Origin of the sequence: Streptomyces sp. NK15101, from assembly GCF_020400725.1 — a bacterium.
Lineage (GTDB): Bacteria > Actinomycetota > Actinomycetes > Streptomycetales > Streptomycetaceae > Streptomyces.
Genome location: NZ_JAINVG010000003.1, coordinates 38,549 through 60,649, shown reverse-complemented (window position 1 = coordinate 60,649; position 22,101 = coordinate 38,549). Strand labels below are relative to the sequence as shown.

Genomic DNA, 22,101 nt, shown 5'->3' with positions numbered 1-22,101 from the left:
ACGGAAGGCGGACGGGCGTGGGGTGGCTGCGGCGAGGACCCAGGCGGGACGGCGACGACGCACCGAGGGATCCCGAGTTCGCGTACTTCTCCCAGCGCGAGGCCGCGCTCTTCCGCGGCCGGGTCCGCGAGACCTTCGCCGAGCTCGGCCTCGAGGTCACCGTCTACGCCGACCACGTCATCGACGACAAGGGCCGCCGCTTCGGCCTCGGCAACCTCGCCGCCGTCTGCCACCAGGACCGGCGCGGCCCCCGCGTCTGGCCCGACACGATCCACCGTCACATCGGCCTCGTCGTCCGCGCCATGGACGGCCCCTCCGCGCTCGACACCCTGCCGCCCGAGCAGATCCGCGCCCAGCTCTACCCCCGGATCGTCAGCGGCGACGGCATCGACGCCGGCGCCTTCGGCTACGCCAGGACCGTCGCCCCCGGCCTCTACGAGGTCCTCGCCCTCGACCTGCCCGAGAGCGTCATGATGCTCACCGACGAGGCGCTCGAACGGCTTGGGGACCACGCGCAGCTGCGCGACCGGGCCCTGCGCAACCTGCGCGGACTGCCCGTCGAGGAGCACGAGACCGTCCGCGACGCCGACGGCATGTGCTTCGAGATCATCCTCGGCGACTCCTTCTACACCGCGAGCCGCGTCCTCGACCTCGACGGCGTCGTCCAGCGGGTCACCGGCCTCCCGCTCGGCGAGCACGGCGCCCTCGTCGCCCTGCCCTTCCGGCACCAGCTCGCCTTCCACCCCATCCGGGACACCTCGATCATCCCGGCCCTCGGCGCGATGGCCTCCTTCGCCGCCGCCGGGTACGAGGACGTGCCGGGCGCCATCAGCCCGTACGTCTTCTGGTGGCGGGACGGCACGCTCACCCAGCTCAGCGAGCACGACGAGGAGCGGGGCGACCTGCGGATCGTCGTCGGCGACGACTTCCACGAGCTCCTGGAACGGCTCATCGCCCAGGGCCCCGACCGCCGCTGATCCGGTCGCGGCCGTCCGCCATCCGGTCGCGGCCCGCGCCCCCGCCCGGCAGGATGCTGTACGTCGCACCGGACGATGACGTCGAGGAGGAGCCACCATGCCGAGCACGGACGCCCCCGAAGAGGTCGTGCCCTTCACCGCGGACGACTACCGGGCCCGGATGGCCCGGGCCGTCGAGTCGGCCGCCGAAGCCGGACTCGCGGGCGTGCTCGTCGCCCCCGGACCCGACCTGGTGTACCTCACCGGCTACCAGCCCACCGCGATCACCGAGCGGCTCACCGTCCTCGTCCTCGCGGTCGGCCAGGAACCGGTGCTCGTCGTCCCGACCCTGGAGGCGCCCGACGCCGAGAAGGCCGCCGGGGCCGCCGCGCTCACCCTGCGCGACTGGACCGACGGCAAGGACCCGTACGCCGTCACCGCGCCGCTCCTCGACGTCGACGGCCGCTTCGGCGTCAGCGACAACGCCTGGGCCATGCACCTCCTCGGCCTCCAGCAGGCCCTGCCCGGCACCTCGTACGTCTCCCTCACCGAGGCCCTGCCGATGCTCCGCGGCGTCAAGGACGCGCACGAGCTGGCCCGGATCGCGGCCGCCGGTGCCGCCGCCGACCAGGCGTACGGCGAGATCCTCAAGGTCCGGTTCGCCGGCCGGAAGGAGACCGACGTCGCCGCCGACCTCGCCCGGCTCCTCATGGAGGCCGGCCACTCGCAGGTCGACTTCACCGTCGTCGGCTCCGGCCCCAACGGCGCCAACCCGCACCACGAGGCCGGCGACCGGGTCATCGAGCGCGGCGACATGGTCGTCCTCGACTTCGGCGGCCTCAAGCACGGCTACGGCTCCGACACCACCCGCACCGTCCACGTCGGCGAGCCCACCGACGAGGAGCGCCGCGTCCACGACCTCGTCCGCGAGGCCCAGCAGGCCGGCTTCGAGGCGGTACGCCCCGGGGTCGCCTGCCAGGAGGTCGACCGGGCGGCCCGCAAGGTCATCACGGACGCCGGCTACGGCGAGTACTTCATCCACCGCACCGGCCACGGCATCGGCGTCACCACCCACGAGCCGCCGTACATGATCGAGGGCGAGGAGCTCCCCATCGTCCCCGGCATGTGCTTCTCCATCGAGCCAGGCGTCTACCTCCCCGGCCGCTTCGGCGTCCGCATCGAGGACATCGTCACGGCCACCGAGGACGGCGCGGGGCGCCGCTTCAACAACACCCCGCGCGAGATGGCCCTCGTGGAGTAGGAGACCGGGGCTCAGCCGTCCGCGAGGACGATCGCCGACTCCCCGGGGAGGGTCAGCAGCCCGTCCGCCGCCGGCGGCTCGACCGGGTCCCAGGAGGCCAGGACCCGGTCGCGGCCGTTGGAGCCGAGGGGGATCACCGCCGGCTCCTTGCCCAGGTTCACGGCCACCCGCAGGTCACCGCGCCGGAAGACCAGCCAGCGGGACTCCTCGTCGAAGGCCGCCTTCACGCCCGCCAGGTCCGGGTCGGTCAGGTCGGGCAGGGTGCGGCGCAGCGCGATGAGCTGACGGTGCCAGGCGAGGAGCCGCTTGTGCGGGTCCCGCTCGCGTTCGCCCCGGTCGAGGACCGAGCGGTCGCGGGTGGCCGGCTCCTGGGGGTCGGGGACCTCGTCCTCGGACCAGCCGTGCGCGGCGAACTCCCGCTTCCGGCCCCGTCGCACGGCCTCCGCGAGCTCCGGGTCGGTGTGGTCGGTGAAGTACATCCAGGGCGTGCTCGCCCCCCACTCCTCGCCCATGAACAGCATCGGCACCGAGGGGCCGGTGAGGACGAGCGTCGCCGCGCAGGCGAGCAGGCCGGGGGAGAGCGAGGCCGAGAGGCGGTCGCCGAGGGCCCGGTTGCCGATCTGGTCGTGCGTCTGCGCGTAGCCGAGGAAGCGGTGGGCGGGGGTCCGCTCCCGGTCCACCGGACGCCCGTGGTGGCGGCCGCGGAAGGCGGAGTACGTGCCGTCGTGGAAGAAGACGCGGGTGAGCGTCTTGGCGAGCGCCGCCATCGGGGCGCGCGCGAAGTCGGCGTAATAGCCCTGGGACTCGCCGGTGAGCGCGGTGTGCAGGGCGTGGTGGAAGTCGTCGTTCCACTGCGCGTGCACACCGAGACCGCCGAGCGTGCGCGGGGTGGTCGTGCGCGGATCGGCGAGGTCGGACTCGGCGATCAGGAAGTGCTGGCGGCCCTGCTCCTTCGCCAACTCGTCCACGGCCGCCGACAGTTCCTCCAGGAAGGTCAGCGCCCGCGTGTCGGCGAGGGCGTGCACCGCGTCGAGCCGCAGCCCGTCGATCCGGTAGTCCCGCAGCCAGGCGAGCGCGCTCCCCAGGAAGTACGCCCGGACCTCGTCCGAACCCGGTGCGTCCAGGTTCACCGCCGCGCCCCACGGCGTGTGGTGGGTGTCCGTGAAGTACGGCCCGAAGGACGGGAGGTGGTTCCCGGACGGGCCCAGGTGGTTGTGCACCACGTCGAGGACCACGCCCATCCCGAGGCCGTGCGCCGCGTCCGTGAACCGCTTCAGCGCCTCCGGCCCGCCGTACGGCTCGTGGACCGCCCACGGAGCCACCCCGTCGTACCCCCAGCCCCGCACCCCGGGGAACGGGCACAGCGGCATCAGCTCCACATGGGTGATGCCGAGGCCCGCGAGCTCCCCGAGCCGCGCGGCCGCCGCGTCGAGCGTGCCCTCCGGGGTGAAGGTGCCGACGTGCAGCTCGTACAGGACGGCGCCGCGCAGCCGCAGCCGCGGGGACTCGTGGAGCCAGGTGTACGCCGAGTGGTCGACGACCGCGCTCAGGCCGTCGGGCCCGTCGGGCAGCCGGCGCGAGCGGGGGTCGGGCAGCACGGGCCCGCCGTCGAGCGAGAACCCGTACCGGTCGCCGTCCTCGGCGGGCACCACGCCCGTCCACCAGCCGTCCCGTTCGGCGTCCCGGTCCAGGGGGTGGGTGGAGCCGTTCAGCTCCAGCGTCACCCGGTCACGGGCGCTCGGCGCCCACACCTCGAAGAGCACGGGAATCCCCTCGTCGACGGTCCAGTCACTCCACCACCGCGACCATCCTGGCAGTCAGGACCCCGACTCGCCCGGCGCGTCCCACACGTAGTTGATCGCGCGCTCGAACGTCACGTAGCCCGCCCGGGCGAAGGACGCCGCCATCGGAACGTTTCCCAGGTCCGTCGCCGCACGGATCCGGGGCACGTCGGCGGCGGCCAGGACCCGGGTCCCCTCCGCCAGGATGTCGTCGATGTACCCGTGCCCGCGGTGGGCGGGCACCACACCGACGTACGCGATGATGTGGTGGTAGTTGTTCCGGGCGGGCACGACGAAGCCGACCGGCTCGCCGCTTCCCGGCAGTTCGGCGACGCGCCACCACTCGCGCGGCGAGGAGTGGAGCGCGAGCTCCTCGTCGAAGTGCAGCTCCGCCGCCTCCCGCGCCGAAAGGCCCGAGGCCAGATCGGCCCGGCCGTGCGCGTCGAGCGTGCCCTCCATCACCGGCGTCATCAGCGCGAGGAGGTCCTCGCGGTCCCTGACGGGACGGAACTCCAGCCGGTCCGTCGGCTCCGGCACGGGGGTGCCGGGGCGCCACTCCAGGCGCAGCCGCTCGACCAGCGGACGGGCGCCCGTGCGCTCCAGGACCGAGAACAGGGACTCCAGGAGCGACCGGGTCTCCGGGACCTCGCGCCAGTCCGCCGGCATGAACCGGCCGTACTCGGGGCGGCGCGTGCCCGCCGGGATCACCGCGGCCGTCGCCGTCGCCAGGAGCCGCAGGCCGACCTCGGCGCGCTCCTCGGCGGACAGCTCCGGCGCGAGGTCGAAGAAGTCGAGCGCCTGCGGTCCGGCGCCCGCCGTGTGCGTCCACCAGGCGAGCCGGCCGAGGAGCCGGTCGCCGTCGAGCGCCACCCACATCCACGAGGGCAGGCGACGGCCGGCGGCGAGGTCGTCGGCGAGCTCGTGGTCGAGCGAGTAGGTGAGGCGGAGGAAGAGGTCGAGCTCCTCCGGCCCGGCGAGCGGGCGGACGTACAGGTCGGGGACGAGGGAGGAGGAGACCGCGGCGGCGGGGTCGTGCGGGTCTTGCTCGTGGTGCTCGTGGTGCGGGTCTTGCTCGTGGTGCGGGTCGGGCTGGTGGTGCGTGGACGAAGAAGACGTGGTCACGTCCGGGTTCCCCCTGGGATCTCTGGTGCGAGGACCGCAGACCGTAACAGCGATCCCGCCCCGGCCGTTACGGAGTTTCCAGCTCAGCGGCCCTTCTGGACACGTCGGGGGCGACGGACCGACAATCTCGGGTGTGACGACCCCTTTCGAGCTTCCGGCGAACTCCCCTCGGCTGACCGACGCCGAGCGGGACCGCGCGCTGGTGCTGCTCCGTGAGGGTGCCGCCCAGGGCCGCCTCTCGCACGACACCTTCCTCTTCCGGATGGAGCGCGCGCTCCAGGCCCGCAGGCCGGACGAACTCGCCCTGCTCACCGCCGACCTGCGGACCGAGGGCACCTGGACCCGGCGGGTGGTCGGCGCGGTGGAGCGGATGTCCGCGTTCACGGCGCGGATCGGGCGGGCCTGGAGCGCGGAGCGGCTGCCGAAGCTGCTGCTGCCCCATCCCGGCCCGCACCCGCTGCGGATCGGGCGGGACCCGGTCAACGGGCTGCGGCTCAGCCACGAGACGGCCTCCCGGCTGCACGCCGAACTCTCGTTGCAGGGCGGCATGTGGGTGCTGCGCGACCTCGGCTCGACGAACGGCACCACCGTCAACGGGCGGCGGGTCACCGGCGCCGTGGTCGTGCGGCCGGGGGACGTGGTGGGCTTCGGCCAGATGTCCTTCCGGCTGTCGCACGACTGAGCCCCCGCATTCACCCGTTCGGCGGTATGCGACGGGCGGTGCGGCCCGCGCGGTGATGGGCTGGGCAGACGCGCGCCACGATCTCCGGCCGCGGCACCCACCGCCGATCGACAGGGGGCGAGATGAGCGACGCGTCGAACCGCGAGCCGGACCGGAGCATGCGGAGCGAGCGGCCGGAGGAGTCCGGGGACCCCTGGACACGACTGCCGCCGATGGCTCCGGCGAGACCTTCGGCCGCGGCCCCCGAGCAGCCGGCCCGGGCCGGCGGGCCACCGGCCGGCGCTCCCGGCGCTCCGCCCCGTATCCCCGGCACCGGCGGTCCGGCCGCCCCCGGACGCGTGCGGACCCTGGTCGACCCGGCCGCCGCCGGGCTCCTCCCGCCCGGCGGACGGACCGTCGCGCCGAGCCCCCTCACACCCGGCGCCACGCTGGACCCGCACGGGATCCACCGGACCCTGCGCGAGGAGTTCCCGCTCACGTACGACCCGCTGCTGCGGGCCTGGGTCCTCAGTCGGTACGCGGACGTGGCCACCGCGCTCACCGACGAACGCTTCACCCACGGGCACCGGCCCGGCGACCCGCCGTGCGCGCGGGCCCACGTCGACGTCGACGTCGAGGCCCTGCGCGCCGTCACCGAACGCACCGCCCACGTCCTGGCCCGCCGGATCGCCGAACGGTCCCAGGCCGACCTGGTCGCCGACTTCTGCCACTGGCTGCCGGCCGGCACCGTCGCCGCGGCCGTCGGCGTGCCCTACCGCGACATGATGCGGCTCGTCCGCGGCCGGGCGGCGGGCGCGCTCGCCGGGGAGTGCGGCGGCCAGATCGCCGTACGGGAGAAGGCGCTCGCCTCCTTCCTCGGCAACGTCCTCGCCGACCCCGACCAGGTCGCGGCCCTCCGCGACGCGCCCGCCGGCCTCGTCGCCCGGGCCTGGACCGAGTCGTTGCGCCGGGACCCGCCCGTGCAGATCGCGGTGCGCCGCACCAGCGCCGAGGTGCCGGTGAGCGGCGGCGTCGTCCCGGCGGGCGCGTCCGTCGCCCTGCTCGTCGGCTCGGCGGGCCGCGATCCGGAACGCTTCCGCGAGCCCGACCGCTTCGACCCGTTCCGCGACGACCCGGGCCAGCTCACGTACGGGGCGGGCTTCTGCCCGGCGGTCCTCCTCGCCGGGTTCGAAGCGGAATACGCCCTGCGCGCCCTCTTCGCGGCCATGCCGCGGCTGCGCCTCGCCGACGGTTTCCGTCCCACCTTCACGGGCCTCATCACGCGCGCCCCGCGGAGCCTGATCGTCCGCCCGGGCGGCTGAGCGTCCCCGACCGCTGTTAGGGTGACGTGCGCTCGTCAACGGGCGCCCGTTCCACCACTTTCCACGGGGATTCAAAAATGAAGATGCGTCATGTCCGCGCGATCGCCGTCTTCGGCATCGCTGTCGTCGCCCTGACGGGTGCCCGCGGCTCCCACGGCGCCAGCTGCGGCGGCAGCAGCAGCTCCGGCAGCCACAGCAGCGGCAGCGACCACAGCGACAACGACGGCACCACGGGCAGCAGCTCCGGCGGCTCCGTCTCCGGCGGCTCCGGCAGCTCGAACAAGGCCGTGCGCGACGTCACGATCGACGAGTGCAAGTACGACGAGGCCACCAAGAACCTCGTCGCCCGGGTCACCATCAAGAACGACGGCCTGCTGGACTACGACTACGACGTCACGATGAAGTTCACCGGCGACGCCGGCGGCACCGCCGTCCCGGCCACCGCGACGAAGACCGCCGTCGCCGTCGCGGCGGGCGCCTCCCAGAGCGCCGAGCTGACCACCCCGTACACGGGATCCGGCGACGGTTCCGAGTACACCAAGTGCGAGGTCACGCGGGCCTCCCGCTCCTGATCGGTTCCGGCTTCCGGTCAGGACCCGGTCCGCGGGCGCGGACCGGGTCCTGCCGGCCGGAGGGCCGGACCGACGCGAGCAGGAAGACGCCGGAGAGGATTCCGGCGGTGGCGGTGCCGGCCGTCCCGCCCCGTCACTCCGTCCGGGCCAGCAGCGCCACCGGCCGCTCCTCGAACAGTTCCGCCAGCTTCACCTCCGTCGCCGGGCCGCCCGTGAACTCCCGCACGCCGTCGAGCGCGTCGACCCACCGCCCCTCGGGCAGCACCAGCTCCGTGTCCTGCCAGCCGCCCGCCTGGGCGAGCCGCAGGGAGAGCCGGGTCACGGCCGTGACCACCCGGCCGGAGCGGGCGAAGGCCAGACAGTGCGCGGCCGCGGGGCCCTCCGCCGCCAGCGGGACGTAGGTGCCGTCCGCCCCGAAGGCCTCCGGGTGCGCGCGCCGCAGCCGCAGCGCCGCCCGGACCAGGGCCGTCCGCTCGTCCTCCGGGCCGACCGCGAACGGCGCCCGGTTGTCCGGGTCGACCAGCGCCCGGTACTCCCGCTCCGTGTTCTGGTACAGCTCCGGCACCCCCGGCATCGTCAGCTGGGCGAGCGCGGCCCCGAGCGCGTGCGCCCGGATGTGCGGCTCCAGCGCGAAGGCCGCCTCCGAGGCCGCCCGGAGCGGGATCCGGCCGGGCCCGGCCGCCGCGAACTCGGCCACCGCCCGCTCGTACTCCTCGTCCGGCTCCGTCCAGCTGGTCCTGAGCCCCGCCTCCCGCACGGACTTGAGGATCGCGGGCACCAGCCGGTCCGGGTCCGGGGCGCCGAAGCCGAAGGCCGTCTGCCAGGCCGTCCACGCCACGTGCGGATCGGGCGCGGGCACCCCGGCGACCTCCGCCAGGAGCTCCGCCCACACCTCCGGGCACTGGGCGAGCACCGCGATCGCGGCCCGGACGTCCGCGCTGCGCTTGGTGTCGTGCGTGGAGAGCACGGTGCCGGTCCCGGGCCAGTCCCGGGCGATCCGCAGGCAGTACGCGTGGAACTCCTCCACCGGCACCGCCGGGCGCCCCGCGTCGCCGCCGACCTCGTTCGCGGAGAGCAGCGGGGTGTACCGGTAGAAGGCGGTGTCCTCCACGGACTTGGCCCGCAGCGCGGACGAGGTCTGCGCGAACCGCGCGCGGAACGCCCGGTGTTCGGGCCCGTCGCCCCGTCTGCCGAGCGCCAGGTCCCGTACGACGTCGACCGCCGCCGCCTCCTCCGGCACCGCGAACGCGGCCTTCGCACCGCGCGCCGCCTCCGGGGTCAGCACCTCCTCGCCGCCGGTCCGGTAGGGGCGGTAGACGGGGACGCGGACGAGGAGCTCCCGGACCGCGGTGCGCAGCGCCCAGGGGGCGTGGTCCCGGAGCTCGGGGTCGGCGGCGCAGATCCGGCCGGCGATCCGGGTCAGCGCGGCCGTCTCGGCGGCCAGGTCATGGCCGACCACCTCGTACGCGGCGCGGTGCGCGGTCGCCTCCCAGCGGCCGCCCCGGTCCCCGGTCCTGCCCACGAACTCGCGGTAGAGGTCGGCCAGTTCGTCCGCCCCCACCGGGTCGGTGAAGACGCCGTCGAGCTGCCGCAGCGCGTCGTACCCGGTGGTGCCCGCGACCGGCCAGTCGGCGGGCAGCGTCTCGGGTCCCGTGAGGATCTTCTCGACCACCGTCCAGCACCGCCCGCCGGTCGCCGCCGCCAGGTCCTCCAGATAGCCCTGCGGATCGGCGAGTCCGTCCGGGTGGTCGATGCGCAGGCCTTCGACCACCCCGTCCGCGACCAGCTCCACGATCTTCGCGTGGCTCGCCGCGAACACCTCGGGGTCCTCCACCCGCACCCCGATCAGGTCCGAGACGGTGAAGAAGCGGCGGTAGCCGAGCTCGGTGCGGGCGAGCCGCCACCAGCCGAGCCGGTACCACTGGGCGTCGAGCAGCTCGTCGAGCGGCAGCCCCTCGGTGCCCGCGCGGAGCGGGAACTCCTGGCCGTCCAGGTGCAGGGACCCGCCGGAGACCCGGAACCGGTCCCGCACCTCCGGGAGCCGCGCGGGCAGCACGGGGAGCAGCACCCGGCCGTCCCCGGCGCGCCAGTCGATGTCGAACCAGCGGGCGTACGGCGAGTCGGGGCCCTCGCGGAGCACGGCGCGCAGCGCGTGGTTGTGGCGCGGGGAGGCCGCCATGTGGTTGGGCACCAGGTCCACGACGAGCCCGAGGCCGTGCGCCCGCGCGGTCGCCGCCAGGGCCCGCAGCCCCTCCTCGCCGCCCAGTTCGGCCCGTACCGAGCGGTGGTCGGTGACGTCGTAGCCGTGGGCCGAGCCGGGCACCGCCTCCAGGACGGGGGAGAGGTGCAGATGCGAGACCCCGAGGCCGGCCAGGTACGGCACGGCGCGCTCGGCGGCCGCGAACGGAAACTCCGGCTGGAGCTGCAGCCGGTAGGTCGAGGTGGGTGGAATGGGCGTCATGCGAACGTACGTACCCCGTCGGGAGGCTTCTGTGTCATCGCCCCATGCACCCGTTCGAGTGCATCGCGTTACGTTCGCGTGATGCTTCGGACGTATCGCGACACGCTGTCCCTGCTCGGCCCGGCCCTGCCGGTCGTCTCCTTCCTCGGCCGGCTGCCCACCGCGATGTGCCAGCTCGGCAGCCTCCTCCTGGTCGCCGAGACCAGCGGGTCGCTCGCCACCGCGGGTCTCACCGGCGGCGCGCTCGCCGCCGGACAGACCGCCGCCGGACCCGTCATCGGCCGGCTCGCCGACCGGCACGGCCAGCGCGGGATCGTCCTCGCGGCCTCCCTCGCCAACGCCGTCGCCGTCACCGCCCTGGTCCTCGCCGCCCTCGCCGGGGCCGCCACCGGCCCGCTCATGGCGCTCGGAGCGCTCGCCGGTGCCACCGTCCCGCAGGTCGGACCGCTCGCCCGGACCCGCTCCGTGGCCCTCGCCCGCCGCTCCGGCGCGGACGACCGGCTCGTCGGAGCGGTGCTCTCCTTCGAGGGCACCCTCGACGAGGTCTCCTTCGTCCTCGGCCCGGCCCTCGTAGGACTCGCCGCCGCCCTCGCCCACCCCGCCGCCGCGCTCCTCCTGGCGGCGCTGCTGCTCGCCGTCTGCGGGACGGCCTTCGCCCTCCACCCGACGGCCCGGGCCCTCGCGCCGGCCGTCTCCACCCGTACGGGTGCCGCCGAACGGACGCGGCTGCCGGGATCCGCCCACGCCCTGCGCGCCACGATGGTCCTCCAGGGCGCCATGTTCGGCGCCTCGCAGGCCGGGATCACCGCCCTCACCGAGGAGCTCGGCGCGCCCGCCCAGGCCGGGCTCGTCTACGCGGCCATGGGCGTCATGAGCGCGGCCGTCGGCCTCTCCATGGCCGCCGTGCCCGCCCGGATCGGACTCACGACCCGCTGGCGCGCCGCCACGGCCGGGCTCGTCGTCCTCTCCGCACCGCTGCTCCTGGTGGACTCCCTGATCGCGCTGTACGCGGTCGTCGTCGTCCTCGGCGCGGCCTACGCCCCGCACCTGATCACCGTCTTCGGGCTCACCGAGCGGACCGTGCCGGCCGCCCGGCTCGCCGAGTCGATGGCCTTCCTCACCAGCGGGATCGTGGGCGGCCAGGCCCTCGCCCTCGCCCTCTCCGGCCGGCTCGCCGAAGGCCACGGCGCCCCCGCCGCCTTCGCGGTGGCGGTGGGAGCGGCCGCGGCCTGCGCGGTGCTGTCCTGGACGGTGAGGGCCGCGTCTCCCGTACGGGAGCTCAGGCCGGCCGCCTGACCCCCGTACGGGAGCTCAGGCCGGCCGGCGCAGCACGGTCAGGCTGAGCGGCGCCAGCGTCACCCGCTCGCCGCCCTCGAGCTCCGGGCCCTCCCGCGGCGGCATGCCCTCCGGGTCCGAGGTGTCCACCACCATGCGCCAGCAGCGCCCGTGGCTGTCCGGCACCGCGAACTCCAGCTCCTTCGAGGAGGCGTTGAACATCAGCAGGAAGGAGTCGTCGGCGATCCGCTCGCCCTGCGGGCCGGGCTCCGAGATGGCGTTGCCGTTGAGGAAGACGGTCAGCGCCTGGGCGTGCGCCGCCTGCCAGTCGCGGGAGGTCATCTCCTCGCCCTCGGGCGTGAACCAGGCGATGTCGGTCAGCTCGTCGTGGGTGCCCTCCACCGGCCTGCCGTGGAAGAAGCGGCGGCGCCGGAAGACCGGGTGCTCCCGGCGCAGCCGGACCATCGCCTGGGTGAACCGCAGGAGCGTGGCGTCCGCCTCGCCGTTCTCCTTCGGCCACCGCACCCAGGAGACCTCGTTGTCCTGGCAGTACGCGTTGTTGTTGCCGCCCTGCGTCCGCCCGAACTCGTCGCCGTGGCTGAGCATCGGCACGCCCTGCGAGAGCATCAGCGTGGCGAGGAAGTTGCGCATCTGGCGGGCGCGCAGCTCGGCGATCCCGACGTCCTCGGTCTCGCCCTCCGCCCCGCAGTTCCAGGAGCGGTTGTAGCTCTCGCCGTCCCGGTTGCCCTCGCCGTTCGCCTCGTTGTGCTTGTCGTTGTACGAGACGAGGTCGCGCAGGGTGAAGCCGTCGTGGCAGGTGACGAAGTTGACCGAGGCGAGGGGGCGCCGCCCGTCGTCCTGGTACAGGTCGGAGGAGCCGGTCAGCCGGGAGGCGAACTCGGCGAGGGTGCGCGGCTCGCCGCGCCACAGGTCCCGCACGCAGTCCCGGTACTTGCCGTTCCACTCGGTCCACAGCGGCGGGAAGTTGCCCACCTGGTAGCCGCCCTCGCCCACGTCCCACGGCTCGGCGATCAGCTTCACCTGGCTGACCACCGGGTCCTGCTGCACCAGGTCGAAGAAGGAGGACAGCCGGTCCACCTCGTGGAACTGGCGGGCCAGGGTGGCCGCCAGGTCGAAGCGGAAACCGTCCACGTGCATCTCGGTCACCCAGTACCGCAGGCTGTCCATGATCAGCTGGAGCACGTGCGGGGAGCGCATGAGCAGCGAGTTCCCGGTGCCGGTGGTGTCCATGTAGTACCGGCGGTCGTTCGCGAGCCGGTAGTACGAGGGGTTGTCCAGGCCCCGGAAGGAGAGCGTCGGCCCCAGGTGGTTGCCCTCGGCGGTGTGGTTGTAGACCACGTCGAGGATGACCTCGATGCCCGCCTGGTGCAGCGCCCGGACCGCCGACTTGAACTCCAGGACCTGCTGGCCCCGGTCGCCCCAGGAGGCGTAGGCGTTGTGCGGGGCGAAGAAGCCGATCGTGTTGTAGCCCCAGTAGTTGGAGAGCCCCGCGTCCACGAGCCGGTGGTCGTTCACGAACTGGTGTACGGGCATCAGTTCGAGCGCGGTCACGCCCAGGTCCTTCAGATGGCCGATGACCGACGGGTGCGCGAGTCCCGCGTACGTCCCGCGCAGCTCCTCCGGAAGGTCAGGGTGCAGCATCGTCAGGCCCTTCACATGGGCCTCGTAGATCACCGTGTGGTGGTACTCGGTGCGCGGGCGCCGGTCGTCGCCCCAGTCGAAGTACGGATTGACCACGACCGAGGTCATGGTGTGCGGGCCCGAGTCGAGGTCGTTGCGCGCGTCGGGCCGCCCGAACGGGTAGCCGTACACCGCCTCGCCCCACTTGATCCGCCCCGACACCGCGCGCGCGTACGGGTCGAGCAGCAGCTTCGCCGCGTTGCAGCGCAGCCCGCGCTCCGGCGCGTACGGCCCGTGCACGCGGAACCCGTACCGCTGACCGGGCATCACGCCCGGCAGATAGGCGTGCCGCACGAACGCGTCGGTCTCGCGCAGTTCCACCGCCGTCTCCGAGCCGTCGTCGTGCAGCAGACACAGCTCGATCCTGTGGGCGGCCTCCGAGAAGACCGCGAAGTTGGTTCCCGCTCCGTCATAGGTGGCGCCCAAGGGGTACGCCTGTCCCGGCCAGACCTGCATGGATACGACTCTTCCTCTTCTGTCCGGGTTTTGTAGGTGTTCTTCGGCCAGATCCTGCCCGAAAGAGTGGCAACCTCCTAGGACTTCGCCCCGTCCTACCGGGTGACCGCAGACCAAGAGGGGGATAGAGGGGGAAATGTGTACGAAATAGCGCGCCGCCACCTGGGGAAGGTGGTGGCCGGAGCGGCCATGGCGGTGACGGGGACCGCCGTCGCGGTCGCGATCAGCCTGCCGGGCCCGGCGGGAGCGGACGAGGCGCCGGGCGGCCGCGGCGCTGCCGCGGCGGGTTCCTCCGCGGGGGCCGGAGCGACCGGTGCGGCGGGCGGGGCCGGTGCGTCCGGTGCGTCCGGTGCCTCCGGAGAGGGGGAGGGCGGCTCCGCGCCGCAGCCGGCCACCGTGGCCCCGCCCGCGGCCGAGGGGGAGAAGGGCGTCGGCGGCGACCCGCTCACGGACGACGAGCTCGCCCGGGCCGAGGCGCTGGCGCTGACCCCGCCCGCCGCCTCCGCCCAGCAGGACGTCACCGGCGGCCGGGGCCCCCAGCGCCTCGGCACCCGGCTCGCCGACCCGCGACCGGGCGACCCCGCGCGCCGCGCCGAGGTCCGCCTCTACGACTACGGCCGGGACGAGCTCGTCACCAAGACCGTCAACCTCGACACCGGCAAGGTCGAGAAGTCCGGAGCGCAGCGCGGGGTCCAGCCCTCCGCCCACCCCGACGAGCTGCGCGAGGCCCTGGAGCTGATCCTCGCGAGCCCGCTCGGCAAGGGCGTCGAGGAGGACTACGAGGACGCCACCGGCAAGAAGCTGACCTCCGGCGAGCAGCTGTGGTTCAACGGCGACGTGTACCGCCCCTACCGCGAGAGCGAGGTGCCCGAGCGGCTCGCCCGCTGCGGACAGCACCGGTGCGTCCGGCTCGTCACCAAGGTCCTCAACGGGCCCTGGATCGACACCCGGAACCTGATCGTCGACCTCTCCGCGAGGACCGTCACCCGCGTCGGCTGACCACCGGCCCGGCCACTCCACAGCCTCACGACACGTACGAGGGAGCACGTCCCCATGCCCACCCAGCGAATCCGGAGCCGGCGCACCCCCAAGCGGGGCGCCGTCCTGACCGCCGCCGCCCTGCTCGGCACCGCCACGGCCGCCGCCGGGCCCGCGACCGGCGCCACCGCCGCACCCAACCCGCCGGTCCCGACGCGCACGGCACCCGCCGTGCCCGACTGCTCGGCCGCGTACCGCATCACGCAGAAGCTCGACGGTGGCACCACCTGGCGCATGTGCTGGCGGTACGACACCGACGCCGGGCTCACGCTCGACCGCGTCACCTACCAGCCGCCCGGCGCCGCCGCGCCCATCCCCGTCCTCGACAGCGCCCGGCTCGCCCAGATCCACGTGCCGTACGACGACGGCGGCGCCGAGTACGACGACCTCACCGGAGCCGGCTTCGGCTACGGCCTGCAGAACCTCAAGCCGGCCGAGTGCCCCGGCGGCACCCTCACCACCGTCAAGGTGGCCGAGGTCGGCGAGGTCAAGGGTCTGTGCACCACCACGCGCGCACGCGGGCACGCGTACCGCATGGCCAGCGACAACGGCTCCAAGGTCTGGGCGGCCCAGGCCAAGGACCTGCTCGTCTACACCGTCAACAAGGTCGGCTGGTACGAGTACATCACCGAGTGGCGCTTCACCGCCGACGGCACCATCGGCGCCAACGTCGGGGCCACCGGCAGCCTCTCGCCCGTCGACTACAACGCCACCGACGGACGCGGCTGGCCCATCGGCAAGGGCGCCCGCGGCTACGCCACCAGCCACGCCCACAACGTCTTCTGGAAGCTCGACTTCGGCCTGGACGGCTCCACCAAGGACCGGATCGAACAGTTCGACTCCACCGTCACGGCGCCCGCCGCCGGCGGCGGCGGACCCACCGTGAAGACCAAGCGCACCGTCGTCACCAAGGAACTCGCCGGCGACGCCCGCAACATGCGCTGGTGGCGGGTGGTCAGCGGCACCGGCAAGAACGCCGACGGCCACGCCCGCTCCTACGAGATCGTGCCCGGCCACACCGACACCCACGCGGGCCGCGGCTTCACCAAGCACGACGTGTACTTCACCCAGTCCCGTCCCTGCGAGAAGTTCGCGAGCGACAACATCGGCGACTGCGCGCCCGGCGCCGGTGACAGCGTGGACAAATGGGTCAACGGTGAGACTCTGACCAAACCGTCCGTGTGGGTCAACATCGGGTTCCACCACATCGCCCGGGACGAGGACCAGCAGCCGATGCCGGTCCACTGGCAGGGCTTCCAGCTCGCGCCCAGGGACGTAACCGCTATGAATCCGCTCACTCCGGCCGATCTCGCCTCCCAGAACGGGCAGCCCGATCTGGGGAGTTGAGGAAGCAGCCTGACGATCCTGCTGCACCGCCTCCCGCTCGCGGAGTACCCTTCCTTGATCGTTGTCACATGGTCATCCTGTCCACCGGAACGGGTGTCCGGGAGCAGAAGGCGGTGCACGGGTGAGCTCGGGAGGTCTGGAGCTGCCCCCAGGCGACGCGGGTCACGAGGGGGGCCCGGCCGACCCGGCAGAGGCGCCGCCCGGAGCGGTCGCGCCGCCGGGCGTCGTCCTGCCGCCGGGCACGGCCGTGCCGCCCGGCACGGTCACCGTCGGGCGGCCGGTGGAGATAGGAGCGGAGCTCGACTGGGGCCCCGAGGCCTGGAGCGAGGTCCGCACCCGGGCCCAGCGCGCCGGCCGCGCCTACATCTGGCTGAACCTCGTCGAACAGCGGCTGCGGGCCGTGGTCGCCGCCGTCCTGCGACCCGTGTACGAACCGGTGCACGGCGAGGAGTGGGTGGTGGCCGCGGCCGGGCCCGCCGGTCAGGAGTGGGTCCAGCGGGCCGTCGCCGTCCGCGAGGTCTCCCGGCGCAAGGGCTACCTCCTCGACCCGGCCGACGACAACGTGCTGAGCTTCCTCACGCTGCCCCAGCTGCGCGAGCTGATGGTGCAGCACTGGCCCTGCTTCGAGCCCTACTTCGACGACCGGCGCGAGGTCGAACTCGCCCTCGACGAGCTGGAGGTCACGCGGAACGTGGTCTCCCGCAACCGGGCCCTCTCGCTGACCGTCCTCGCCCAGGCCGAACGGGCCTCCGCCCGCATCCTGGAGATCCTCGGCGGCGGCGCCGGAGTGCCGTCCGCCGACCGGCTGCCCGTGGACGCGGTCGAGGACCTCGTCGGCGACCGGTACGCGGACGTCGTCTCCGTCCACCCGGACCGGGTCCGGCTCCAGCGGCAGCTGCCCGCCGAGGACCTCTTCGGCGGCGCCCGCCGCCTCGACGCCACCGGCATAGGCCTCAACCTGCTGGTGCAGAACTTCTCCGGCCGCCGCATGGTCCGGCTCGCCGAGTCCGGCTGCCGGACCCGGCTCCTCTTCCTCAACCCCGCGAGCAGCGCCGTCAAGCGCCGCGAGCGGGAACTCGGCCTGAAGAAGGGCGAGCTGAGCCGCTCGGTCGAGATGAACATCCTGCACATGCGCCGGGTCCGCTCGAAACTGCGCGACCCGGGCGCCTTCCAGATCCACGTCTTCGACGAGACCCCGCGCTTCACCGCCTACCTGGTGGACGGCGACGGGCCGGACGGGGTCGGCGTCGTCCAGTCCTATCTGCGCCGGGCCCGGGGCATGGAGGCACCGGTCCTCGTCCTGCGCGGCGGCGGACGGAACGTCGTCCGGCACGGACAGTCCGCCCGTGACGGAGATCACGGACTCTTCGAGACGTACCGGGAGGAATTCGAGTCGGTCTGGCTCGACTCCCGGCCCGTCTCCTGACCCGTCCCCGGGGGCGGCCGGGGGCGTTGTCAGTGGTGCGTGCAAGGGTGGTCAGCACCACGGGGGAGATCACGTAAGGAGGACCCGATGGCTTGGCACGGCTCGACCCTTGTCGGCTTCGACCTGGAGACGACCGGCACCGACCCGCTGGAGGCCCGCATCGTCACGGCCTCGATCGTCGAGGTCGACGGCGACGGACAGGTCAGGCGACGGCGGGACTGGCTCGCCGACCCGGGCATCCGCATCCCGGAGCAGGCCTCCGCGATCCACGGCATCAGCACCGAGCGGGCGGCGGCCGAGGGCCGGCCGGTCCGCGAGGTCGCCGACGAGATCGCGAAGACCCTCGCCGCGTACTGGGAGGACGGCGTCCCGGTCGTCGCGTACAACGCCTCCTTCGACCTCACGCTCCTCGCCGCCGAGCTGCGCCGCCACGGACTGCCGTCGCTGGAGGAGCGGCTCGGCGGGACGGCCATCGGCCCGGTCGTCGATCCGTACACCATCGACCGGGCCGTCGACCGCTACCGGCGCGGCAAGCGCACCCTGGAGGCGGTCTGCGGGGAGTACGGCGTGGTGCTCGAAGCCGCCCACCAGGCCGCGGCCGACGCGCTCGCCGCCGTCCGGGTCGCCGTCGCGATAGCCGAGCGGCACCCGCAGGTGGCCGGCCTGGACCCGGCCGAGCTGCACGAGCGCCAGATCGGCTGGTACCGCGTCTGGGCCGAGGGCCTCCAGGCCTTCCTGCGCGGCAAGGGCGACGCGGAGGCGGTCGTCGACTCCACGTGGCCCCTGCGCGAGACGGTCGCGGCGGCGGTCTGACCCGCCGGGCGCATCAGCCGAGCGGCAGCCTCAGACGGGCGGCCACGCCGTCGACGGACGTGACGGTGGTCGTGCCGCTGTCGACGCCGGCGTCGGTGAGGGCGTCGGAGTAGAGCGCGTCCTTGCTGTTGACCACGAGCATGAGCCGGTGGCCCGCGGCCAGGTCGTAGCCCGCGGCCTGGAGCCTCCAGGTGACGGTGTGGTCCTCGCCGGCGGTCAGGTTCGTCAGGGTGAGGGGCTCGTGGGTGATGATGCGGGCCGTGTTGTCGGCGCTGACGTCGAAGAGATAGGCCACGATCGTCACCGAGGCGGCGCTGCCGCTGCGGACGGCGAGCCTGAGCTGGGGGACGCCCCGGATGCGGCGGGCCGCACCGTTCGCGGTCGCGTCCAGGGGGCCCGTGGTCCAGACGGCGAGGTGCTGCCGGTCGAACTTGTCCGTGGCGTAGGCCTTCGGGTTGCCCTTCCACTCGGCCTGGCCGGTGGCGATGATCGCGTCGACCGCGGTGGCGTCCGTGAGCTCGCCCGCGGTGAACTCCCGCTTCCAGCCGGTCTCCGCCTCCTGGGCGAGGCCGCCGTCACGGCTGTCGGAGCCGACCGACGTCAGGTACCAGTCCTCGGTGGAGGTGGTCACCTCCGACCAGGAGGACGCGGGCTCGCGGACGGCGGGCTCGGTGATGACGTTCTGGCCGGTCTCCGGGTCGGTCTCGGTCCGGTACGTGAACATGATCTGGTTGTGGACCGAGGGCCACTCGGGCACGCCGTTGGAGGCGCCGAGCACGTGGTGGTCGAGCCAGGCGAGGGCCTCCTCGACGGGCAGGTTCGGCCCGCTCCACGGGATCGAGAGACCGGCGCCCTCGGGAGCGGCGTGGTCACCGATCCACAGGTTCAGATGCTTGGGCACGGTCAGCCGCTCGAAGTGCTCGGCGACCTGGTTGACCGGGAAGAGCGTCTCGTGCCAGGTGTTCGAGAAGAACGTGGGGATGTTCCGGTCGTTGGTGACCTGGGCGTATTCGGCCGGCGCGCGCTCCGTGCCCCAGGCCACCACGGTGTCCAGGTTGCGTCCGGCCCTGAAGTCGGCGAGGAGCTCCCGGGTGGCCGCGTCGAACTTCCGCTCCTCGGGCCCGCCGGTGAAGTTCACCAGGGCGTCCACGGCCGCCAGGTGCCGGGTGTCGTTGTCGTAGAGGCTGGTGGCGAGATTGCCCCAGGTGCTGAAGGCGACGACGGCGTCGACGCGGTCGGCCGGGTCCTTCGCCGCGACGAGCTGGCTGATGCCGGAGCCGTACGACTCGCCGAGGAACGCGATCTTGCTCGGGGCGAGGTGCTGCTGCGCGTAGTCGATGACCGTGGAGCCGTCTGCCCAGTCCTTCGGTCCGGCGACGTCGATCGTGCCGCCGGAGGTGAAGAACGCGTCGCGGTGGCCGCCTCCGATCAACGGGTACGTCAGGCCGATGCCGCGCGGGGTGTACGCGAGGACGTGGTACCCGCGCTGCGCCAGCTGCAGGTACAGGTACGCGAAGATGGTCCAGCCGAGCGGTGTCCAGCCCGCCGGCACGATCACCACCGGGCGGGGTTCGTCGTCGTTGAGCTTGATCGTGAAGGCCGACAGCTCCACGCCGTTCGAGTCGATCCTCGGAAAACCGAAGGTCGCCTTCGCCCGCACCTGCTCCGTCAGCCGCTGGAGCTCGGGGGGCAGCAAAGCGCTGGTCGCCTCCCCCTTCAGCGTGGCGACCAGCGCCAGGGCCAGGTTGACGGCGTCCGGGTCGAGCTCGGTGGCGGAGGCGTAGATGCCGTGGTCGGCGAGCCGGGCCATCTGGGCGGGGGTTACCGCGCTGATCTCGTTGTCGTCCTGAGGGTTGCTCACGAGGCCGTCCTCTTCACTGTGGCCGACCAGTCGGCCGGCGCCGGGTACCGGGACGTCTTCGCCCCGCCTGCCTGAGGGCACGCGGGGCGAAGACGACGGCATCGTTCCAGCTCAGAAGGCACGTCGGCGTGGAAACCGGACACGGCTCCCGCTCCCCGTGACAGGGGCGGACTCACTCTCCGGGCGGGTTTGAAATCGGCCTCCGCCGGCCCCGCCCATGGAAACGGTCACCTTTCGCCGGCCGCCCGACGGAAGCGGTCACCCGGGATCAGCGACGATCGACCGGAACCGGACCGTCAGGAGTTCTCCTTGAGGAAGGACAGCAGCAGCTCGGAGACCTTCTCCGGCTGGTCCAGCTGCAGCCAGTGCCCCGCGTCCTCGACCCGCTCGTAACGCCAGCTCCCCGACACGTACTCGCCCGTCCCGGACATCGAACGCTCGGTCAGGAAACGGTCACCGGTCGACCACACGCCCATCACCGGGACCGTCTCCGGCAGCGGGACCACCGGAGCGTCGGCGCCGAACTGAGCCTCCGGCGGGATGCCCGCCCGGTAGATGTCCAGCGCGGCGGTCAGCGCGCCCGGCGCCCGCAGGGGCTCGATCACGGCCTCCGCGTCCGGGTGCTCGCCCAGCATCTCCCGCAGGTTGGCGAAGTCGTCCCGCGCGAGCCAGTCCTCGGCGAGCCCCGCCAGCTGGAACAGCAGCATGTACCAGGAGCGCTGCTTCTGCTCCCAGCCCGCCGACCGGATCGACGCCAGATGGCCCACGGACAGGATGCTCAGGCTCCGCACCCGGTCCGGGAAGAACTGGGTCACGGCCTGCGCGATGCCCGAACCCCAGTCATGGCCCACCAGATGGACCCGGTCCAGGTCGAGCCGCCCCAGGAGCTCGATCAGGTCGCCGACGTGCTTGCCCGGGTGGTACGCCGCCGGGCCGCCCCCGGGACGGTCCGAGGCGCCGAAGCCGCGCAGGGTCGGGGCGACGGTCTGGAAACCGGCCGCGTTCAGCGCCGGGACCTGGTGCCGCCACAGGTGGTGGCTGTCGGGGAATCCGTGCACCAGCAGCACGGCCGGTCCCTCCCCGCTCACCTCGACGTCGAGGGTCACCTCGGACAGTTCGACACGCATCTCAACACCCCGTTCGTCACCGGCCGGTTCGACGGGGAACATGATGTCAGAAGGGGTACCAGCGCACTTCGGGGTCGCCGTCCCGCAGCGAGGCCACCCGCCGCTCGAACTCGGCGAGCGCCTTCGGGTTCGTGGGCGCGTGCTGGGCCACCCACGCGCAGCTCGCGGTCTCCCGCGCCCCGCGCAGCACCGCGCACCCCTCCCACTCCCGGACGTCCCAGCCGTACGCCCCGGTGAAGGCCTCGTACGCCGCCGGGTCCAGGCCGTACCGGTCCCGGGAGAGGGCGAGGACCACGAGGTCGTGCTCGCGCAGGTCCGAGGAGAAGGTCTCCAGGTCCACCAGGACCGGGCCGTCGGGGCCGACGTGCACGTTCCGGGGGAGGGCGTCCCCGTGGATCGGGCCCGGGGCCAGGTGCGGGGTGAGAGCGGCCGCCGCCGGGGCGAAGGAGTCGCGCCGTTCCCGCAGGAACGCCGCGTCCGCCGGGTCGATCGCGTCCCCCGCGAGCCGCAGCCACCGCTCGACCCCGCCGAGCAGCTCACGGCGCGGGAGCGTGAACCCGGTCGGCTCGGGCATGGCGTGGACGGCTCGGAGCAGCGGGGCGAGATCACGGGGCTCCGTGGGCCGCACCGCCTCCGGCAGCCGGTGCCAGACGGTCACCGGATGCCCGTCCACCAGGCGCGGCTTCTCCTCGGCGGCCCGGACCGCCGGGACCCCGGCGGCTTCCAGCCAGGAGGCCAGCGCGAGCTCCCGCTCGGCCCGTTCGAACAGCTCCGGGCCCCGGCCGACCTTCACCACCAGGTCGCCCAGGGCGAAGACCGCGTTCTCGCCCAGGGCGAGCAGCCGCGCACCCGCGACCGGCAGCCCCGCCCCGCCCAGGATCTCCCGTGCCCGCGCCTCGTCCATCGACCTCTCCCTCACCC

The 22,101-nt window shown here is 73.6% G+C and carries 17 protein-coding genes; 10 read left to right on the top strand and 7 right to left on the bottom strand.

Features of this window, described 5'->3' with window-relative positions:
• Positions 1-17 precede the first annotated feature (17 nt).
• Positions 18-977 carry a hypothetical protein gene (locus K7G60_RS02355; protein ID WP_225799074.1) on the top strand — a complete coding sequence of 320 codons (960 nt, stop codon included), beginning with the start codon at positions 18-20 and terminating at the stop codon, positions 975-977.
• Between the two features lie 97 nt (positions 978-1,074).
• Positions 1,075-2,217 carry an aminopeptidase P family protein gene (locus tag K7G60_RS02350; protein ID WP_225799073.1) on the top strand — a complete coding sequence of 381 codons (1,143 nt, stop codon included), beginning with the start codon at positions 1,075-1,077 and terminating at the stop codon, positions 2,215-2,217.
• 11 nt (positions 2,218-2,228) lie between these two features.
• Here the strand turns inward: K7G60_RS02350 and treZ are convergent, their stop codons facing one another.
• Both treZ and K7G60_RS02340 read right to left on the bottom strand, forming a co-directional pair.
• Positions 2,229-3,980 (bottom strand): malto-oligosyltrehalose trehalohydrolase, encoded by a 1,752-nt coding sequence (gene treZ / locus K7G60_RS02345; RefSeq protein WP_225799072.1) that lies wholly within the window; start codon positions 3,978-3,980, stop codon positions 2,229-2,231.
• A gap of 54 nt (positions 3,981-4,034) precedes the next feature.
• The gene (locus K7G60_RS02340; protein ID WP_225799171.1) at positions 4,035-4,991 is read right to left on the bottom strand and encodes a GNAT family N-acetyltransferase; all 957 of its coding nucleotides are present in this window, start codon (positions 4,989-4,991) and stop codon (positions 4,035-4,037) included.
• Positions 4,992-5,253: 262 nt separating this feature from the next.
• Between K7G60_RS02340 and K7G60_RS02335 the strand changes: the two genes are divergently transcribed.
• The 3 genes from K7G60_RS02335 to K7G60_RS02325 all read left to right on the top strand — a co-directional run bounded on the left by K7G60_RS02335 (position 5,254) and on the right by K7G60_RS02325 (position 7,675).
• A complete protein-coding gene (locus tag K7G60_RS02335; protein WP_225799071.1) occupies positions 5,254-5,802 on the top strand; it encodes a DUF1707 and FHA domain-containing protein in 549 nt (182 codons plus the stop codon).
• Positions 5,803-5,924: 122 nt separating this feature from the next.
• Positions 5,925-7,103, top strand: a complete 1,179-nt coding sequence (locus K7G60_RS02330) for a cytochrome P450 (RefSeq protein ID WP_225799070.1) — start codon at positions 5,925-5,927, stop codon at positions 7,101-7,103.
• Between the two features lie 77 nt (positions 7,104-7,180).
• Positions 7,181-7,675, top strand: a complete 495-nt coding sequence (locus K7G60_RS02325) for a hypothetical protein (protein ID WP_225799069.1) — start codon at positions 7,181-7,183, stop codon at positions 7,673-7,675.
• A 133-nt stretch (positions 7,676-7,808) separates the two neighbouring features.
• Here the strand turns inward: K7G60_RS02325 and treY are convergent, their stop codons facing one another.
• Entirely contained in the window at positions 7,809-10,127 is a 2,319-nt protein-coding gene (treY, locus tag K7G60_RS02320) for a malto-oligosyltrehalose synthase (protein ID WP_225799170.1), read from the bottom strand.
• 90 nt (positions 10,128-10,217) lie between these two features.
• Between treY and K7G60_RS02315 the strand changes: the two genes are divergently transcribed.
• Positions 10,218-11,432 (top strand): MFS transporter, encoded by a 1,215-nt coding sequence (locus K7G60_RS02315; protein ID WP_225799068.1) that lies wholly within the window; start codon positions 10,218-10,220, stop codon positions 11,430-11,432.
• Positions 11,433-11,447: 15 nt separating this feature from the next.
• Here the strand turns inward: K7G60_RS02315 and glgX are convergent, their stop codons facing one another.
• On the bottom strand, positions 11,448-13,568 hold the full coding sequence (glgX, locus tag K7G60_RS02310; RefSeq protein WP_225799067.1) for a glycogen debranching protein GlgX: 2,121 nt from the start codon (positions 13,566-13,568) through the stop codon (positions 11,448-11,450).
• Between the two features lie 138 nt (positions 13,569-13,706).
• On the opposite strand from glgX, the gene K7G60_RS02305 reads away from it, so the two are divergent.
• The 4 genes from K7G60_RS02305 (at position 13,707) to K7G60_RS02290 (ending at position 18,192) form a co-directional block, all read left to right on the top strand.
• The gene (locus tag K7G60_RS02305) at positions 13,707-14,567 is read left to right on the top strand and encodes a Tat pathway signal sequence domain protein (RefSeq protein ID WP_225799066.1); all 861 of its coding nucleotides are present in this window, start codon (positions 13,707-13,709) and stop codon (positions 14,565-14,567) included.
• 54 nt (positions 14,568-14,621) lie between these two features.
• Positions 14,622-15,953, top strand: a complete 1,332-nt coding sequence (locus K7G60_RS02300; RefSeq protein WP_225799065.1) for a copper amine oxidase — start codon at positions 14,622-14,624, stop codon at positions 15,951-15,953.
• A 121-nt stretch (positions 15,954-16,074) separates the two neighbouring features.
• On the top strand, positions 16,075-17,379 hold the full coding sequence (locus K7G60_RS02295; RefSeq protein WP_225799064.1) for an SAV2148 family HEPN domain-containing protein: 1,305 nt from the start codon (positions 16,075-16,077) through the stop codon (positions 17,377-17,379).
• Between the two features lie 87 nt (positions 17,380-17,466).
• Complete coding sequence (locus K7G60_RS02290; protein ID WP_225799063.1) at positions 17,467-18,192, top strand: 3'-5' exonuclease; 726 nt, start codon at positions 17,467-17,469, stop codon at positions 18,190-18,192.
• A 13-nt stretch (positions 18,193-18,205) separates the two neighbouring features.
• On the opposite strand, the gene K7G60_RS02285 is transcribed toward K7G60_RS02290, so the two are convergent.
• The 3 genes from K7G60_RS02285 to K7G60_RS02275 all read right to left on the bottom strand — a co-directional run bounded on the left by K7G60_RS02285 (position 18,206) and on the right by K7G60_RS02275 (position 22,084).
• Entirely contained in the window at positions 18,206-20,053 is a 1,848-nt protein-coding gene (locus K7G60_RS02285) for an alpha/beta fold hydrolase (RefSeq protein WP_225799062.1), read from the bottom strand.
• A 296-nt stretch (positions 20,054-20,349) separates the two neighbouring features.
• The gene (locus K7G60_RS02280) at positions 20,350-21,180 is read right to left on the bottom strand and encodes an alpha/beta fold hydrolase (RefSeq protein WP_225799061.1); all 831 of its coding nucleotides are present in this window, start codon (positions 21,178-21,180) and stop codon (positions 20,350-20,352) included.
• 46 nt (positions 21,181-21,226) lie between these two features.
• Positions 21,227-22,084 (bottom strand): phosphotransferase enzyme family protein, encoded by an 858-nt coding sequence (locus K7G60_RS02275; protein ID WP_225799060.1) that lies wholly within the window; start codon positions 22,082-22,084, stop codon positions 21,227-21,229.
• Between the last annotated feature and the right edge of the window lie 17 nt (positions 22,085-22,101).